The 16,084-nt window shown below is 60.9% G+C and carries 11 protein-coding genes; 2 read left to right on the top strand and 9 right to left on the bottom strand.

The window, feature by feature from the left end; all coding sequences use genetic code 11:
- Nucleotides 1-6 precede the first annotated feature (6 nt).
- Entirely contained in the window at nucleotides 7-1,260 is a 1,254-nt protein-coding gene (locus ACQZ5N_RS05135) for an NAD(P)/FAD-dependent oxidoreductase (RefSeq protein WP_448732297.1), read from the bottom strand.
- A gap of 318 nt (nucleotides 1,261-1,578) precedes the next feature.
- Between ACQZ5N_RS05135 and ACQZ5N_RS05130 the strand changes: the two genes are divergently transcribed.
- Nucleotides 1,579-3,315, top strand: a complete 1,737-nt coding sequence (locus ACQZ5N_RS05130; protein WP_020813289.1) for a methyl-accepting chemotaxis protein — start codon at nucleotides 1,579-1,581, stop codon at nucleotides 3,313-3,315.
- Between the two features lie 83 nt (nucleotides 3,316-3,398).
- On the opposite strand, the gene ACQZ5N_RS05125 is transcribed toward ACQZ5N_RS05130, so the two are convergent.
- The 8 genes from ACQZ5N_RS05125 to ACQZ5N_RS05090 all read right to left on the bottom strand — a co-directional run bounded on the left by ACQZ5N_RS05125 (nucleotide 3,399) and on the right by ACQZ5N_RS05090 (nucleotide 13,284).
- Entirely contained in the window at nucleotides 3,399-4,715 is a 1,317-nt protein-coding gene (locus ACQZ5N_RS05125) for an LLM class flavin-dependent oxidoreductase (protein ID WP_448732296.1), read from the bottom strand.
- Nucleotides 4,716-4,733: 18 nt separating this feature from the next.
- Entirely contained in the window at nucleotides 4,734-6,080 is a 1,347-nt protein-coding gene (locus ACQZ5N_RS05120) for an MmgE/PrpD family protein (protein WP_448732295.1), read from the bottom strand.
- 4 nt (nucleotides 6,081-6,084) lie between these two features.
- Complete coding sequence (locus ACQZ5N_RS05115) at nucleotides 6,085-6,885, bottom strand: amino acid ABC transporter ATP-binding protein (RefSeq protein ID WP_448732294.1); 801 nt, start codon at nucleotides 6,883-6,885, stop codon at nucleotides 6,085-6,087.
- A 12-nt stretch (nucleotides 6,886-6,897) separates the two neighbouring features.
- The gene (locus ACQZ5N_RS05110; protein ID WP_059753232.1) at nucleotides 6,898-7,680 is read right to left on the bottom strand and encodes an amino acid ABC transporter permease; all 783 of its coding nucleotides are present in this window, start codon (nucleotides 7,678-7,680) and stop codon (nucleotides 6,898-6,900) included.
- Nucleotides 7,677-8,420, bottom strand: coding sequence for an amino acid ABC transporter permease (locus ACQZ5N_RS05105; protein ID WP_035221002.1), 744 nt, complete (start codon nucleotides 8,418-8,420; stop codon nucleotides 7,677-7,679). The genes ACQZ5N_RS05110 and ACQZ5N_RS05105 overlap by 4 nt, the downstream gene beginning before the upstream one ends.
- Nucleotides 8,421-8,615: 195 nt before the next feature.
- Entirely contained in the window at nucleotides 8,616-9,452 is an 837-nt protein-coding gene (locus ACQZ5N_RS05100) for a transporter substrate-binding domain-containing protein (RefSeq protein ID WP_003524556.1), read from the bottom strand.
- A 409-nt stretch (nucleotides 9,453-9,861) separates the two neighbouring features.
- Nucleotides 9,862-12,150: an NADP-dependent malic enzyme gene (locus ACQZ5N_RS05095; RefSeq protein WP_448732293.1), complete on the bottom strand. Its 2,289-nt coding sequence runs from the start codon at nucleotides 12,148-12,150 to the stop codon at nucleotides 9,862-9,864.
- Nucleotides 12,151-12,309: 159 nt separating this feature from the next.
- Nucleotides 12,310-13,284, bottom strand: a complete 975-nt coding sequence (locus tag ACQZ5N_RS05090) for a LysR family transcriptional regulator (RefSeq protein WP_448732292.1) — start codon at nucleotides 13,282-13,284, stop codon at nucleotides 12,310-12,312.
- Between the two features lie 325 nt (nucleotides 13,285-13,609).
- Here ACQZ5N_RS05090 and ACQZ5N_RS05085 point away from each other — a divergent pair, with 325 nt between their 5' ends.
- Complete coding sequence (locus ACQZ5N_RS05085; protein WP_448732291.1) at nucleotides 13,610-16,039, top strand: glucose/quinate/shikimate family membrane-bound PQQ-dependent dehydrogenase; 2,430 nt, start codon at nucleotides 13,610-13,612, stop codon at nucleotides 16,037-16,039.
- The last annotated feature ends 45 nt before the right edge of the window (nucleotides 16,040-16,084 follow it).

Here is a 16,084-nt window from a genome sequence, read left to right as displayed (position 1 = left end):
CTGAACTCAGGAAAAACGTCCCGGCCGGAAAGGATCGACCGAGATTTCCGTCTCCTCGCCGCTGGCCAGTTGCGTCACCAGACGGGCGGTTGCTGCCGATTGTGTCAGCCCCAGATGGCCATGGCCGAAGGCATAGATGACGGAGGGCGTGGCGCGTGCCGTGCCGATGACGGGAAGACAGTCCGGCATGGACGGGCGGAACCCCATCCATTGTTTCCCGCCTTCCAGTTTGAGGCCGGGCAGGAAGCGTCCTGCTTTCTTCAGCATGGCTTCCGCACGGCGGAAATTCGGCTTCAGTTCCAGCCCGCCGAGTTCGACCGCGCCGCCAATGCGGATGCCCGTCGATAGCGGGGTGACGACGAAGCCATGGTCGTTGAAATAAAGCTGGCGCGTCAGGTTGAAGGCCTCGGGGGAAAGCGTGGTGTTGTAACCACGTTCGGTTTCCAGCGGCACGATGTTGCCAAGCGTCGCGGCAAGTTTTCTCGACCAGGCGCCGCAGGCGATCACCACTTTGTCGGCATCGATCTTGTCGCCATTTTCCAGCGTCACGATCGTACTTTCGCCGACGGCGTCGATGCGTTCGGCCTCGCCTTTGCGCAGGTTGGCGCCGCGGGCGATTACCAGATCGAAAATGGCGCGGGTGAAATCGTAAGGGTCGGAGACTTGCAGGCCATCCGGTGAAAACATGGCATGGCGGAACTGCGGCGCGAGACCCGGCTGCAGTTCCTCGATTTCAGGGCGGCCGACGCGCTGAAAGGTGAAGCCGGCGCTTTCCTTTTCGTCCCAGTCCCTGCGGGCAGCATTGAGACTTGCCTCGCTGTCATAAAGATCGAGCGTGCCGCTTTTCGAAACGAGGTGCGAAAGTTCCGGCATCGCCGCGACATGGGCCATTTCCATGGCAGCGAGCCGGTTGATGTCGGTGAGTGACTTCAGCCCATGGCGAAAGTTGCGCTCGGCGCTCGCGCGCCAGAAACGCCACAGCCAGGGAGCGATCTTTGCCGCATAGGCGGGCGGCACACTGAGCGGGCCGAGCGGATCGAACAGCCAGCGCGGTGCTTTTTTCATGATGCCGGGAGCCGGAATGGGGATGATTTCGGGGAAGGCCAGAATGCCGGCATTGCCGGAACTCGCGCCCCGGGCAACCTCGCCGCGCTCCAGCAGCACCACCTCGCGTCCGGCATTCTGCAGATAAAGCGCCGCCATGGAACCGATAATGCCGGTGCCGATCACCAGCACATCGCATTTCAGGGTTTTGGTCATCGGCGCTCCTGCAACACAAATCTTTCAACCCCGCATAACAATGAATGCCGCCCCGATGAAAGGCCGTATCGTGTTGCCGGCGCAGAAATATCAGCACTGTGGCAAATAAGCGGTCCGAAATAGACAAGGCGAATATATTCGCGATGAAGCATACCGGCAGTCGATTGAGGCTCCGGATCAATAGTTATAGTTCATTATTAATCGCTATTTAACGGTGTCCGGCTAGTTTCGCGTGCAGGCGGGCCGACCGTTTTTCATCTCTATATTTCGAGGGTGGAACAGGTCTGCATATGGATTACTGTTTGAGGGTTCAAAAAGATGTCTCACTTTTCCAAACTCGGTCTGGATGCTTCTGCGGTGCTTGATGCGCTGAGCCGCTCACAGGCCATCATCGAGTTCGATCTGACCGGCAAGATTTTGAAAGCCAACGATAATTTCTGCAAGGCCGTCGGCTATCAGCAGTCTGAAATCGTTGGGCGTACCCACAGCATGTTCCTGTCTCCCGAAGATGCGGCCTCGCCTGAATACAAGAGCTTCTGGGCGAAGCTGTCGCGTGGCGAATACGATCAGGGTCAGTATCGACGTCGGGCCAAGAATGGCGATGAAATCTGGATCGAAGCTTCCTACAATCCGGTGTTCCGTTTCGGTAAACCCTACAAGGTGGTCAAGATTGCAACCGACATCACCTCGATCAAGCGCAAGAGCGCTGAGGATGACGGGAAACTGGCGGCGCTCTCCCGCGCGCAGGCCATGATCGAATTTACGCCTGACGGAAAAATCCTCAGCGCCAACGAAAATTTCCTCTCGACGCTTGGTTACACGGCGGAAGACATTATCGGCAAACATCATTCGATGTTCTGCGAGCCGGCCTATGCCCAGTCCCAGGACTATCGGGATTTCTGGAAGGAACTCGGAAAGGGCCATTTCTCGACGGGGCAGTTCATGCGCCTTGGCAAGGATGGCAAACGCGTCTTCATTCAGGCCTCCTATAATCCGATCATCGATGATCGGGGCCGCGTCTTCAAGGTGGTGAAATTCGCTTTCGATGTGACGGACCGGATGCATGCGGTCGAGGAACTTGGTGCTGCGCTCGAGCGGCTTTCTCAATGCAACATTCGTATTACGCTGGACAAACCCTTCGTCGGCGAGTTCGAACGGCTGCGTTGCGATTTCAATAAATCCATCGCTGAATTCCAGAAGACGCTGGAAAACGTTCTCGGCCAGACCGGAGACCTGACCCGCAGCAGCCAGGAAGTCAGCGAAGCCTCCGTCAATCTCGCCGAACGTTCGCGTGAGCAGGCGGTGGCGCTCGAGGAGACTTCGGCAGCACTCGAAGAAATCACCGCGACGGTCCGTTCATCGACAGAAAACATGAAAGAGACGCGCAAGCTCGTTCAGAGCGCGCGGACATCCACCGTGGCTTCCACCGAGGTCGTGGAGCGGACCGTCGATGCCATGCAGCGTATCGAGACGGCCTCGCGGGAAATCAGCCAGATCATCGGTGTGATCGACGAAATCGCCTTCCAGACGAACCTGCTGGCGTTGAATGCCGGCGTGGAAGCTGCGCGTGCGGGCGAGGCGGGCAAGGGTTTTGCCGTCGTGGCGCAGGAAGTGCGCGAGCTGGCGCAGCGTTCCGCCAATGCCGCGAAGGAAATCAAGGCGCTGATCAACAATTCCGGCACCGAGGTTCTGGAAGGCGTCAGGCTGGTGGGTGAAACCGGCGAAGCGCTGAAGCAGATCGACGCGCTGGTCAGGCACATTGACGGCAATGTCGACATGATCGCCAAAGCGGCGGACGAGCAGGCCGTCGGCATCAGCGAGATCAACAAGGCGGTCAACCGGCTGGACCGGATGACACAGGAAAACGCCGCGATGAGCGCCCGTACCACGGTGATCAGCACGACGCTGGCGCAGGGTGCGGATGCGCTGGCGCAGCTTGTCAGCCTGTTCAAGCTGAACCGCCGCACGGTTCAGCGGGAAGACGGATCGTCCACCCGCTCGGATACTCCGAATACGGCCCGGCGCGACCAGACGTCGGCACGGGCGGCCGCGTAAAGGTGCGGGCTCAGGCCCGCTTCAGCTTGAGAATGAGATTCGGTGGATGCGGATGCCTTTGAACGGGCATCCGCATGGCTTTTTCACCGCAGCGCCGGTCGTTCGATACCGAGGTGGTCGCGCAGCGTCGAGCCTTCGTAGTCCTTGCGGAACAGGCCGCGCTCCTGCAGGAGCGGAACGACCTCGCGGTTGAATTCCTCCAGCCCACCGGGGAAGAAGGGCGGCATGACGTTGAAGCCGTCGGCTGCGCCGTTTTCGAACCATTGCTGCATCCGGTCCGCCACATCCTTCGCCGTGCCCATGACGATATGGTGGCCGCGGCCGGCGGCGACACGCAGCGCCAGCTCCCGGATCGTCAGCTTTTCGCGGCGCGCCAGTTCGGTCAGAAGTTCGGCGCGGCTGCGCAGCTGGTCGGAAATCGGCAGGTCCGGCAGCGGGCCGTCGAGATCGTAATCAGTGAGGCTGTGGCCGATGCGTTCTTCAAGCAGCGGCATTGCGCTCTTGATGTCCGTCCACCGGTTCAATTCTTTCAGCTTTTCGCCGGCCTCTTCGAAGCTCCTGCCGATGATCGGCATGAAGCCGGGCATCACGGCGACGCTGGCCGGGTCGCGGCCGAACTTCTCCACGCGCGCCTTGAGGCTGGTATAGAAGGCCTGCGCTTCGGAAATCGCCTGCTGGGCGGTGAAGACGATATCGGCGGTGCGGGCGGCGAGATCCTGCCCCGGCCCGGAAGAGCCGGCCTGGATGAGAACCGGGTGGCCCTGCGGCGAGCGCGGAATATTGAGCGGTCCCTTGACCGTGAAATATTTGCCCTCGTGGTTGAGGATATGGACCTTTTCCGGATCGACATAGCGGCCCGCCTGCTTGTCCTTGACGAAGGCGTCGTCATCCCAGCTGTCCCACAGGCCTCGAACGACATTCACATATTCTTCCGCCACCGCATAACGTTCGTCATGCTCGGGATGGTCCTTGGAAAAATTAGCCGCCGTGCGGGCATAGGAGGTGGTGACGATGTTCCACGCCGCGCGGCCGTGGCTGAGATGATCGATGGAAGCGAAGGCGCGGGCGGTGTGGTAAGGCTCGCCATAGGTGGTGGAGGCGGTGGCGGCCAGCCCGATCTTGTCGGTGACCATGGCAAGGGCTGCCAGCAGGGTCAGCGGCTCGAAACGCGCGATCATCGAGGGATGGGCGTCAACGCCGCTGGTCAGGCCGTCGGCCAAGAATACCATGTCGAACTTCGCCGCTTCGGCCATTTTCGTCACACGGGTGAGCAGATCGAAATTTTCGCTGCCGGCTTCGGCATCGGGGTGACGCCAGCCGGAAACGTGGTGCCCGGCGCCCTGCAGGAAAAGGCCGAGATGCATCTGTCTTTTGCGTGTCGTGGTGGTCATGGGGATCATGCCTTCATGTCGGTCGAGTTATATTTGCGATACCAGAAGCGTTTCGAGCTTCCTGAGGTCGGCTGCGGTTTTCATGGACCGCACCAGTGCCGGAATGCCGGCGAATTTCTCATTGCCGCCGGTCGCATCGGCAAATTTTTCGGTCGGGTCATCGATGCCGGGGAGGCCGTCGACACGGCGCGACAGCATCGTGCCGCCCTTCTTCGTCACATCAATGACCACGAACCGGGTGGTCGGATCGGGCGAGAGGCGGCGGGCGGTCTCGTCATGCCGGCGCGAGACTCTGGCGGAAAGGGCAAGCAGATCGCCGCGTGTCGGGCGCTCATCGAAATGGCCGATACCGAGTGCTCCATCCGTCAGCGCTGCGGCGAAGACATATTCAGCGCTGAAGCGTGCGTCGATGCCGGTCGTGGGCGTGGCGGGCCCAACGAGGGCGGCGTCGCCGCCCGGCGGGAAGGTGATGGTGACCGTTTCGATCTCATCCGGCGTCAGATCATTGCTGTTGCGCAGCGCCAGCGCGCCGACGGCGACGGGATGGCTGGCGGTGCAGCAGGGAAAGGCCTTGAGGGTGAGGCCGGGCGAGACGATCTGCCAGGGTGCGCCCCAGCCGGAGAGAACACGTTTCGGCTGCTCGGCGCCGAAGGCGAAGGCGGAATAAAAGCCGATGGAGTTTTCCAGAAAATCCGGCGCGCCCTGAAAGCCCGATCGCGCCAGCCGCGCGGCGGTAAGGCCGGCGCGCGTGGCGAGCCCGGCATGCAGCGGCTTGGCGTCATAACCGAATTGCAGGCGAAGCCCGGCCGATTGCGTGGCAGCGAGGCCAAGCGCGACGGCCGTTGTCTGCGGATCGAATTTCAGGAGATGGGCAATCGCCGCCGCGGCACCGATGGGGCCGAGCGTGGCGGTGGCGTGGAAGCCGTTTTCGTAGTGCTTCGTTCCGAGCGAGAGGCCGAGACGCGCCATGGTTTCCAGCCCGACGATATAGGCGGCGATGAAGGCATCGGCCGTGGAGCTCTCTTCGACTGCGATAGCCAGCAAAGCGGGAATGATGGCGACGGTCGGGTGGCCGCGCACGCTGCCATGGACATCGTCATAATCAAGCACATGCCCGGCGTGGCCGTTGATGAGGGCGGCGGTAAAGGCATCCGTGCGCAGATCGTGGCCGATAATGCCCGCAGTGCCTGACGTGCCGGGTGTAAAGCTGTCGATCAGGATTTTCGTGCTTCTGTCGGCAGCGCCGCCCAGCACGCAGGCGAAAAAATCGATCAGCGCCATGCGGACGATGGCCACCGCCTCCTCGTCACGCAGGGGATCGGAGGCGGCAATCGCTTCGGCGAGATGAAGGGTGAGCTTTTCGTCGGCGGTCATGGCATCAAATCCCTTCGCCGTCATTCACGCGCGCGCCCTGTCCGCCGAGTCCCTTCACGAAGGCGTTGATGCGCGGATTGGTCGACTTGTAGAAAATATGCTCCGGCGTGCCCTGATCGACGATCAGGCCATTTTCGGTGAAGACGATATTGTCGCTGATTTCTTCGGCAAAACGCATTTCGTGCGTGACGAGAATGCTGGTCATGCCGTCATTGACGAGATCGCGGATGACGGCGAGCACTTCGCCTACGGTTTCCGGGTCGAGCGCGGAAGTGACCTCATCGAACAGCACCAGTTCCGGCCGCATGGCAAGCGCGCGGGCAATCGCCACGCGCTGCTGCTGGCCGCCGGAAAGCTGGCCGGGATAGGCATCGACCTTTTGAGAAAGACGCACTTTTTCCAGCAGTTCGCGGGCATGGCGCTCGGCTTCAGCTTTCGGCGTGCCGAGAATCTTGATCGGCGCGATGGTGATGTTTTCCATCACCGTCAGATGTGGGAAGAGGTTGAACTGCTGGAACACGATGCCGATGCGCTTGCGCAGCGCAATGCGCTCAGCCTCGGTCTTCAGCTGGTCGACACGGGTGCCGCCGACAGTGATCTTGCCCGATTGCGGGATGAGCAGGCCGTTGATGCAGCGCAGAATGGTGGACTTGCCGGAGCCGGAAGGGCCGATGATGGAGACGGCGTCGCCCTTGTTCACCGTAAGGTCGATGCCTTTCAGAACCTGATTGTCACCGAAGGACAGGTGTATGCCTTCCAGTTCAACCAGAGCTTTTGTGGCGGTTTGTGGTGCGGGTGCGGACATGGCTTGTTCCAATCAGCGGGAAGCGAAGCGCCGCTCGAGGCGCTGCGTGAAACGGGAGACGGGATAGCAGAACAGGAAGAACGCCATCAGAACGGTGAGGTAAACCACGACGGTGAAATCGTTGCGTTGCACGGCGGTGCTGGCGTCCGTCGCGGCATGAAGAAGCTCATGCACGCCGACCAGCGAGGCGAGCGCCGTACCCATGGTGATCGACGCATAGAGGTTCATCCATGGCGGCAGCGAGCGCTTCACGCATTGCGGCAGGATGATCCAGCGCAGTGTCTGGTTGCGCGAAAAACCCAGCCCCTGCGCCGCTTCCCATTGTGCCGTCGGAATGGACTGGATGGCGCCGCGGGTGATTTCGGCGATATGGGCGCTGGCTGGAATGGCGAGACCGACGACGGCCTTGATCCAGTCCGGGAAGGGAATGTAGTTGCCGAAAGCGACGATCTCGAAGGGGAAGATGTAGGTCGCGGCAAAGATCAGCACCAGATGCGGGGCGTTGCGGAATATCTGCACATAGGTGAGCGCCGGCGCCCGCACGAGGCGGTAGGGCGCAAGCTCCATGATGCCGAGCAGGACGCCGATGAAGGTGCCGATGGCGATCGCAAGGATGCTGATCAGCACGTTCATGGCAAAACCCTTGGCCAGATAGGGCAGCCATTGCAGCAGTACCTGACCGAGCGAAGGATCGAGGATCAGCCACAGAATGACTGATATCAGCACGCCGAGCAGCAGAATGGTGCCGAAGGGCGGCTTCTTCACCGCCTGTGTTGGAGAAACCACCGCACTCATTGACCGAACCCCGGAACCGCAAGACGCCGTTCAAGCCACAGACCGGCCCTTGCGACGATAAAATTGATGACGCTGAAGAATATCAGGATGACGATCATCAACTCGACCACATTGTCGCGCTGCGTCCAGATCAGGATCGAGGCATAGGTGATTTCACCCACCGCAATTGCCGAGCCGACCGTGGTGAGCTTCACCAGATTGACGAGGTTGTTGATGATGGAGGGCAGCGCCGTGCGGATGGCCAGCGGAAACTCCACATAGCGTAAAATCTCGAAGGAGCTGAAACCGATTGCACGCGCCGCCTCGATGGTGGTGGCCGGCACCGCCTCGATACCGCCGCGCAACGCTTCCGCATGGAAAGCGGCAATGTGCAGGCCGGTGATGGCGACCACCCAGAAAAAGGGTGTCAGCGGATTGTTCTGCGCGCCGCCCAGCGCATTGGAAATCAGCATGTTGAGCACGAGGAAACCGCACATCAGCTGCACCAGCGTCGGCGTGTTGCGCGTCAGTTCCACATAGGCGCGGACGGGACCGGCAAGCCAGACCTTGCCCGATGTCAGCATGGCCGCGAAAATGAAGCCGAAGATGAGGCTGAGCGGCAAAGTGACGGCGACGAGGATCAACGTCATCTTCATGCCGTCGAGCCAGATCTGAACCTCGTAACCGCTGTTCAGAAAGTCATAGTTGAGGCCGAGATGCGCGGCCAGTTCTATGAAGCGCGCTGTAAATCCATCCTGCATCGGAAATCCATGCTGTTGTCGCGGGTGCGCCGCCCTGCAGGCGGCGCCAGAATGACCTGTCTTGCTTTAAAGCAGAAAAGAACGGCGGGCGAAACCGGCCGTTCCTGATGGTCATAGGAAATCACTCCGCCTGTTCGGCATCATCCTCACCCTGCGGTGAGGACAGGCAAGGAACGGAGAGACCCTGCGCCTGTCTTATTGCGCCGAAAGCTTCTTCTGCTGCTCTTCCATATAGCCGATGCTCGGCAGACGGTTGGCCTTGGCGAATTCGAGCATCTTGCCGGATGCGTGCAGTTCCTTGACGATCTTGTCGAGAGCGGCCTGCGTGTCGCTTTCGCCCTTGCGCAGCCAGATCACAGAATCAGACGGGATAAGGTCGGTGGGGATGAGGATGCCGTAATCCTTCCACTCATCGGCGCGGTCCTGAAGCATCAGGCTGAGCGTGCCGTTGACGTGAACGGAGACGTCGCAATTGCCGCCCTTGAGCGCCAGCAGCGATTCCGGCTGGCTCGGCAGCGCCTTTACCTGCGCACCATATTGCTCGATCAGCGGCTGGGTGTAGTTCGAGCCTTGCGAAACGCAGGCGATCTTGCCCTTCAGGTCCGGCCAGTCCTTGATGCCACTGTCCTTGCGGCCGATGGCGGCGCCACCCTGGCGGTCATAGGGGGTCGGTACGTAATCGAGCGTTTTGGCGCGCTCTTCCGTGTACTGCATGTTGGCGATCAGAATATCGACCTTGCCCTGCTGCAGGAACTGCACGCGGTTCGGCGGGGTCACGGTTTCGGTGACCAGCTCGACACCGAGGCCGGCGGCCAGCGCCTTGGCGACGTCGATGTTGAGACCCTTCTGCTCCTGCGTCTTCGGATCGATAAAGCCGAAAGGCGCGCCGGAGAGGATGACACCGACGGTGAGCTTGCCGCGACCCTTGATCCGGTCGAGCGTTGCATCCGCGTGAGCGGCAGTGGCCATCGAAGCGATGACAACGGTTCCGGCGATGAGTTTTGCGGCAAATTTGGAGAAAGAGAGGGCCATGGGTATTTCCTTTTGATTGTAGGTGGAAACTACATGAGGCACCCGCCAAGAGCGAGAATTGGCATTGCGTGAAAAATAGTATGAATAAAATCCGGTTCCAATAAATCTTATGGAGGGAAAAATTATCCTAATAATTTGAGATCGTAGAATCTTGTTCTTTGCTTCCGCTATTTTATGTCTGGCCGTGAGGGCGGGAGGATAATCAAGACGCCGTGTGTGGGCCAAATGGCCACAGGGAGAGCGAGCGAATGCCGCTTGTTTCTTCTCCCCGCCGGGGAGAAGTCCGCGGCAGCGGGATGAGGGGGCAAGCTCTCGGTTTATCGCTAACGCCGCCCCCTCATCCGACCCTTCGGGCCACCTTCTCCCCGGCGGGGAGAAGAAACGTGCCGCAAACGTTCCGCCCCTGCCGTCACCGTCCGGCATTATAGGCCGCGATTGCCGCCATATTGACGATATCGCTGTCCTTCGCTCCCATCGAGGTGATCTGTACCGACTTGTCGAGACCGACGAGCAGCGGGCCGATGACGGTTGCACCGCCCAGTTCCTGCAGCATCTTGGTGGAGATGGAGGCGGAATGAATGGCGGGCATGACCAGCACATTGGCCGGGCCGGAAAGTCGGGCGAAAGGATATTGGCTCTGCATGCGGTGATGGTTCAGCGCCACATCGGCCGACATTTCGCCGTCGACCTCGAAATTGACGTTGCGCCTGTCGAGGATTTTCACCGCCTCGCGCACCTTGTCGGAGCGTTCGCCGGTCGGCTGGCCGAAGGTGGAATAGGCGAGCATGGCAACGCGCGGCTCATAACCGAAACGGCGGGCAAGGTGGGCTGCTTCTTCGGCGATATCGGCAAGATCTTCCGCATTCGGCATGTCATGCACGGCGGTATCGGCCACGAAGACGGTGCGGTTGCGCGAGACGACCAGCGATACGCCGATGACACGATGGCCGGGCTTGGTGTTGATGCAGCGGCGGATATCCTCCAGCGCCGTGGAGTAATTGCGGGTAACGCCGGTGACCACGGCGTCGGCATCGCCCATCGCCACCATGCAGGCGGCGAAATGGTTGCGGTCGTTGTGGACCAGACGCTGCACGTCGCGCAGCAGGAAACCGCCGCGCTGCAGACGCGCATAAAGATAATCGACATAGGCATCGACGCGGCTGGAAAGGCGCGCATTGGTGATCTCGATATTGGCGCGGTCGAGATCGATGCCGGCGCGTTCCGCATTGGCCTTGATGATATCATCACGGCCGAGCAGGATGGCGGTACCGAGGCCCTGCGCGGTGAAGGAAATCGCCGCGCGCATGACCTGTTCTTCTTCGGCTTCCGCAAAGACCACGCGCTTTGGCGAGCGGCGCACCCGCTCGTAAAGGCGCTGCGTGGTGGAAGCCATCGGGTCGCGGCGGGCGGAAAGCTCGCGGGCATAGGCGTCGAAGTCGGGCAGTTCGCGGCGGGCGACGCCGGTCTCGATGGCGGCTTTCGCCACGGCCACCGGAATGGCCGAAATCAGGCGCGGATCGAAGGGAACCGGAATGATATATTGCGATCCGAAGCGCGGGCGGTTGCCCTGATAGGCGGCGGCCACATCGTCAGGCACATCCTCGCGGGCAAGATCGGCGAGCGCCTGTGCCGCCGCGATCTTCATCGCGTCGTTGATCTGGCTGGCGCGGACATCGAGCGCGCCGCGGAAGATATAGGGGAAGCCGAGGACATTGTTGACCTGGTTCGGGTAGTCCGAACGCCCGGTCGCCATGATGGCGTCGTCGCGGATGCGCGACACTTCCTCGGGGGTGATTTCCGGGTCCGGATTGGCCATGGCGAAGATGATCGGCTTCGGCGCCATGGAGCGGATCATCTCTTCGCTGAAGGCGCCCTTCTGGGAGAGGCCGAACACCACATCCGCGCCCTTCATGGCTTCCGCCAGCGTGCGGTTGTTGGTTTTCACCGCGTGCGCGGATTTCCACTGGTTCATGCCTTCGGTACGGCCCTGATAGATCACGCCCTTGGTATCGCAGAGCGTGATGTTTTCAGGGTTGAAACCCATGGCCTTGATGAGGTCCATGCAGGCGATTGCCGCAGCGCCTGCGCCGTTGCAGACGAGCTTCGTGGTCTTGAAGTCGCGGCCCGTCAGTTCGATGGCGTTGATGAGGCCGGCAGCGGCGATGATGGCGGTGCCGTGCTGGTCGTCATGGAAAACGGGAATGTCCATCAGTTCGCGCAGGCGGCTTTCGATGATGAAACATTCCGGCGCCTTGATGTCTTCCAGATTGATGCCACCGAAAGAGGGGCCGAGGTAACGCACGCAATTTATGAATTCATCGGCGTCTTCGGTATCGACCTCGAGATCGATGGAATCGACGTCGGCGAAGCGCTTGAAAAGGACCGACTTGCCTTCCATCACGGGCTTGGAGGCGAGTGCGCCGAGATTGCCGAGGCCGAGGATGGCCGTGCCGTTGGAGATGACCGCAACCATGTTGCCGCGTGTTGTATAGTCGTAAGCGGTCGCCGGATTTTCGGCGATGGCTTTCACCGGCACGGCCACGCCCGGCGAATAGGCGAGCGACAGGTCCCGCTGCGTCGCCATCGGTTTGGTCGGGGTGATTTCCAGTTTCCCCGGTCGGCCTTCCGCGTGGAAATCCAGGGCTTCCTGATCCGTAACCGATGTTCTGGTGCTGGCGGGTTTCGTCGTGTCGGACATGGGCTGAGCGTGCTTTCGTGTCGATAACAGTGTAGAAATATCCGCCGTTGTTATTGTATTTTTCGCGCGCCTGCCAAGCCTTGAATGTTGTTCAGTGCAGCAAATTTAAGCGTGATGAAATTTGCGGCCGATTCAATCGATTAATTCCCGTGGTTCGCATCAGAGGCTCGGCCGATAGGCCTGTCGGGCCATGTTCACGAAGGCTTCGACATGCAGGGCGAGGGCGCCGCGCCTGACGACCAGCACACAATCGGACCATGCATCGGCGCTTTCCAGCGGCACGCCGACAATGCCTCTTGCGGAGCGCACCGTGGTTTCCGGCAGGATGGAAATGCCCGCGCCGGCCTCCACGAGCGCGAGGATCGTATTGACGTTGGCGATGCGCATGCCGATTTCCGGCGCACAGCCAGCATCCTCGAAAAGCGAAAGTGCGCTGCTACTGAGGCCAAGACCGATCTCGTCAACCGGCAGCAGCAGTTTTTCCCGCACGATATCGTTGACCGAAATCCGGGAGCGACCGGCGAGTGCGTGACGTTCCGGCAGGGCGACGCAAAGCCTCGAGCGATCGAAGGGCATGGCCCGCAGGGTCTGCGGTAGCGAGGGGAGAGGGGCGCGGATGAAGGCGACGTCGGTCTTGCGCGTCGCCACCTGCTCGATCAGCTGTTCCATCGTCATGCCGGGCAACAGTTCCAGCGTCACATCCCTGTGCTCATCGCCGTAACGCGTGATCAACGCCGGAAGTTTGCGCTCGGCCATGACACTGGTGCCGTAACCGATGCGCAGCGTGCCGAGCTGGCCGCGCCTGATCTGCTGCGCCTTTTCCAGCGCGCCTTTGGTGCGGGCGAGGATTTCTTCGGCCTCGATAAGCATGGACTGACCGGCCGGGGTGAGTTCGACGCCGCGATTGATACGATGAAAGAGCTTAAAGCCCAGATTTTCCTCCAGCTGGCGGATGCGTTGTGTCACGGCGGGCTGGGCGATGCCGAGCTGCAGGGCGGCGGCGCGAAAGTTCCTGGCCCTTGCGGCTTCCACGAATATTGTGAGCTGGCGAATATCCATCGGCGGACAGGTCTTTGTATTGAGGGGCTTGGTGTGGTATAAGTACAGCTTATCAAAATTGCCCATCTTGCGCATTGTCATCTTGTCGCAGGCGACGTTATACCGCAGCCAGTGTTTCGGTCGTCTTTGCCGCTTATGTGGGGTTTGGCGATGCGAACCGGGGAGGATTTGTTCAAGCACCTTGTCCGCCGTCCATGAGGCCGGCGGTTACCTGCAGTGAATGGGTCAAAATGACAGTCACGACGGAAGTCTTCCCCACCATTGTTCCCCGTTCAGCCGCGCCGCCCCTGGCGCAACTTCGTCTGGCCGCAGTGGCGGCGGACTGTCCGGGCTTTGCCGGACACTGAACGATCATCGGGCGTCAGCCTTATGGGCGGCTCTTCCAAACGGACATTCTTCCATGGGTAATCCAGCAACTTCATTATCGCTCCCAGCCAGATTATGGCTGTTGGTGCTCGGTGCGGTCATTATCGCCGCAGGCCTGTTCTTTGCCATTGGCGGCGGCCAGCTCGTGGCCCTCGGCGGCAGTCTTTATTTCATCGCGGCGGGTATCGCGCTGATTGTCTCCGGCCTGCTCATCCTGCTGCGCAAGCCTGCCGGCGCGCTTCTCTTCGGCCTTGTCTTCGTTCTCACCGGCGTCTGGGCGGTGTGGGAAGCCGGGCTGCACTTCTGGCCGCTCATTTCCCGTCTTCTGGCGATGGGGGTCGGCGCCACGGTCGTTGCGCTCTCCTATCCGCTCTTGCGCCGCGCGGCCGGCAAGGCCCCGGCATATGGCTCTTCTTTCGCCATCGCCGCCATTCTCGCCATTGCTTCCGGTGCCGGTTTTGCCGGCATGTTCGTGCCGCATCCAACCGTCGCCTTCAATGGCGAGGCGGCCGCGCTGACGCCGGTAACCCCGGAAACGGAACAGAGGAACTGGGAGCATTACGGCAATACATCCGGCGGCAGCCGCTTTGTCGCGCTTGACGAGATCACGCGGGACAATGTCAGGAACCTTGAAGTCGCCTGGACCTATCATACCGGCGATACCCCGATCAGCCCCGGCGCGAATGGTGCGGAAGATCAGGAAACGCCGCTGCAGGTTGGCGACACCGTGTTCCTTTGCACGCCGCACAATAATGTCATCGCCCTCGATGCCGATACCGGAGCTGAGAAGTGGAAGACGGAAATCAACGCGAAATCCTCCGTCTGGATGCGTTGCCGCGGCCTTGCCTATTTCGATGCCAAGGCGCCGCTGAAGCAGCCGACTGCGCCGGGCACAACACCTGTCACGCCGGCGGTGGTGGCTGAAGGCGCGCTTTGCCAGCGCCGCATTCTGATGAACACCATCAATGCCGAATTGATCGCGCTCGATGCAGATACCGGCGCGTTTTGCCCGGATTTCGGTACCAATGGCCGCGTTGATCTGAAGATCGGCCTCGGTAATGCGCCGGACCCGCAATATGTTCTGACCTCCGCACCAACGCTGGCGGGAACAACCGTCGTTGTCGGCGGCCGTATCGCTGACAATGTGCAGGTGGACATGCCCGGCGGCGTGATGCGCGGTTTCGATGTGGTGACGGGCGCGCTCCGTTGGGCCTTCGATCCCGGCAACCCGGAGATCACCGGACTGCCACCAGAAGGAGAGACCTACACGCGCTCCACACCCAACGTCTGGGCATCCATGTCCTACGATCCGGAGTTGAACACCGTCTTCATGCCGGTCGGCAGCCCTTCGGTGGATTTGTACGGCGCGACGCGCACGCCGCTCGACCATAAATATGGTGCTTCGATGCTGGCGCTCGATGCCACCACCGGTCGGGAAAAGTGGGTCTACCAGACGGTTCATAACGACCTCTGGGATTTCGACGTGCCGATGCAGCCAAGCTTCATCGATTTCCCGAAAGCGGATGGAACGATTGTTCCGGCACTGGTTTTCGGCACCAAGGCGGCGCAGATCTATGTCCTCGACCGGGCGACCGGCCAGCCGCTGACCAAGGTGGAAGAGGTTCCCGTCAAGCCTGCCAACATTCCGAACGAGCCTTATTCTCCAACACAGCCACGCTCGGTCGGCATGCCTGAGATCGGCGCGCAGACCCTGACGGAAGCGGACATGTGGGGTGCTACCCCATTTGACCAGCTTCTTTGCCGTATCGCCTTCAAGGGCATGCGCTACGAAGGGCTTTATACGGCGCCGGGTACGGACCTCTCCCTGTCGTTCCCGGGCTCGCTCGGCGGGATGAACTGGGGCGGTCTCTCGACGGACCCGACGACGAACACCATTTTCGTCAATGACATGCGCCTCGGCCTCTGGATTCAGATGAAGGAAGCCGCGCCCAGCAAGGCGACGGCAAGCGGCGGCGAAAGCGTCAATACCGGCATGGGCCTCGTGCCGATGAAGGGCACGCCCTATGCCGTCGACAAGAACCGTTTCCTTTCGGCTCTCGGCATTCCCTGCCAGGCTCCGCCCTATGGCACGATGACGGCCATCGACATGAAGACCCAGAAGATCAAGTGGCAGGTGCCTGTTGGCACCGTTGAGGATACGGGTCCGCTCGGCATCAAGATGGGCCTGCCCATCCCGATCGGTATGCCGACGCTCGGCGGCACGCTTGCCACACAGGGCGGTCTCGTCTTCATCGCCGGCACGCAGGATTATTATCTGCGCGCCTTCGATACGGCGACCGGCAAGGAAGTCTGGAAGGCCCGCCTTCCGGTCGGCAGCCAGGGCGGCCCGATGAGCTACAAGTCCCCGAAGACCGGCAAGCAATATGTGGTCATCTCGGCTGGCGGCGCACGCCAGTCGCCTGATCGCGGCGACTATGTGATCGCCTATGCGCTGCCGGATTGATCCGGACGGTTCATCGTTTTGAAAAGAAGCCCCGGGGCATGGTCC

It is taken from the genome of Agrobacterium sp. 22-221-1 (assembly GCF_053522445.1).
Note: the sequence above shows the minus strand (reverse complement) of the source record. Positions and strands in the feature narration are given on the sequence as shown.

Coding starts and splice junctions, on each gene's coding strand:
- ACQZ5N_RS05135 (WP_448732297.1), bottom strand. CDS start 1,260: ATGACCAAAACCCTGAAATGCGATGTGCTGGTGATCGGCACCGGCATT.
- ACQZ5N_RS05130 (WP_020813289.1), top strand. CDS start 1,579: ATGTCTCACTTTTCCAAACTCGGTCTGGATGCTTCTGCGGTGCTTGAT.
- ACQZ5N_RS05125 (WP_448732296.1), bottom strand. CDS start 4,715: ATGATCCCCATGACCACCACGACACGCAAAAGACAGATGCATCTCGGC.
- ACQZ5N_RS05120 (WP_448732295.1), bottom strand. CDS start 6,080: ATGACCGCCGACGAAAAGCTCACCCTTCATCTCGCCGAAGCGATTGCC.
- ACQZ5N_RS05115 (WP_448732294.1), bottom strand. CDS start 6,885: ATGTCCGCACCCGCACCACAAACCGCCACAAAAGCTCTGGTTGAACTG.
- ACQZ5N_RS05110 (WP_059753232.1), bottom strand. CDS start 7,680: ATGAGTGCGGTGGTTTCTCCAACACAGGCGGTGAAGAAGCCGCCCTTC.
- ACQZ5N_RS05105 (WP_035221002.1), bottom strand. CDS start 8,420: ATGCAGGATGGATTTACAGCGCGCTTCATAGAACTGGCCGCGCATCTC.
- ACQZ5N_RS05100 (WP_003524556.1), bottom strand. CDS start 9,452: ATGGCCCTCTCTTTCTCCAAATTTGCCGCAAAACTCATCGCCGGAACC.
- ACQZ5N_RS05095 (WP_448732293.1), bottom strand. CDS start 12,150: ATGTCCGACACGACGAAACCCGCCAGCACCAGAACATCGGTTACGGAT.
- ACQZ5N_RS05090 (WP_448732292.1), bottom strand. CDS start 13,284: ATGCGCAAGATGGGCAATTTTGATAAGCTGTACTTATACCACACCAAG.
- ACQZ5N_RS05085 (WP_448732291.1), top strand. CDS start 13,610: ATGGGTAATCCAGCAACTTCATTATCGCTCCCAGCCAGATTATGGCTG.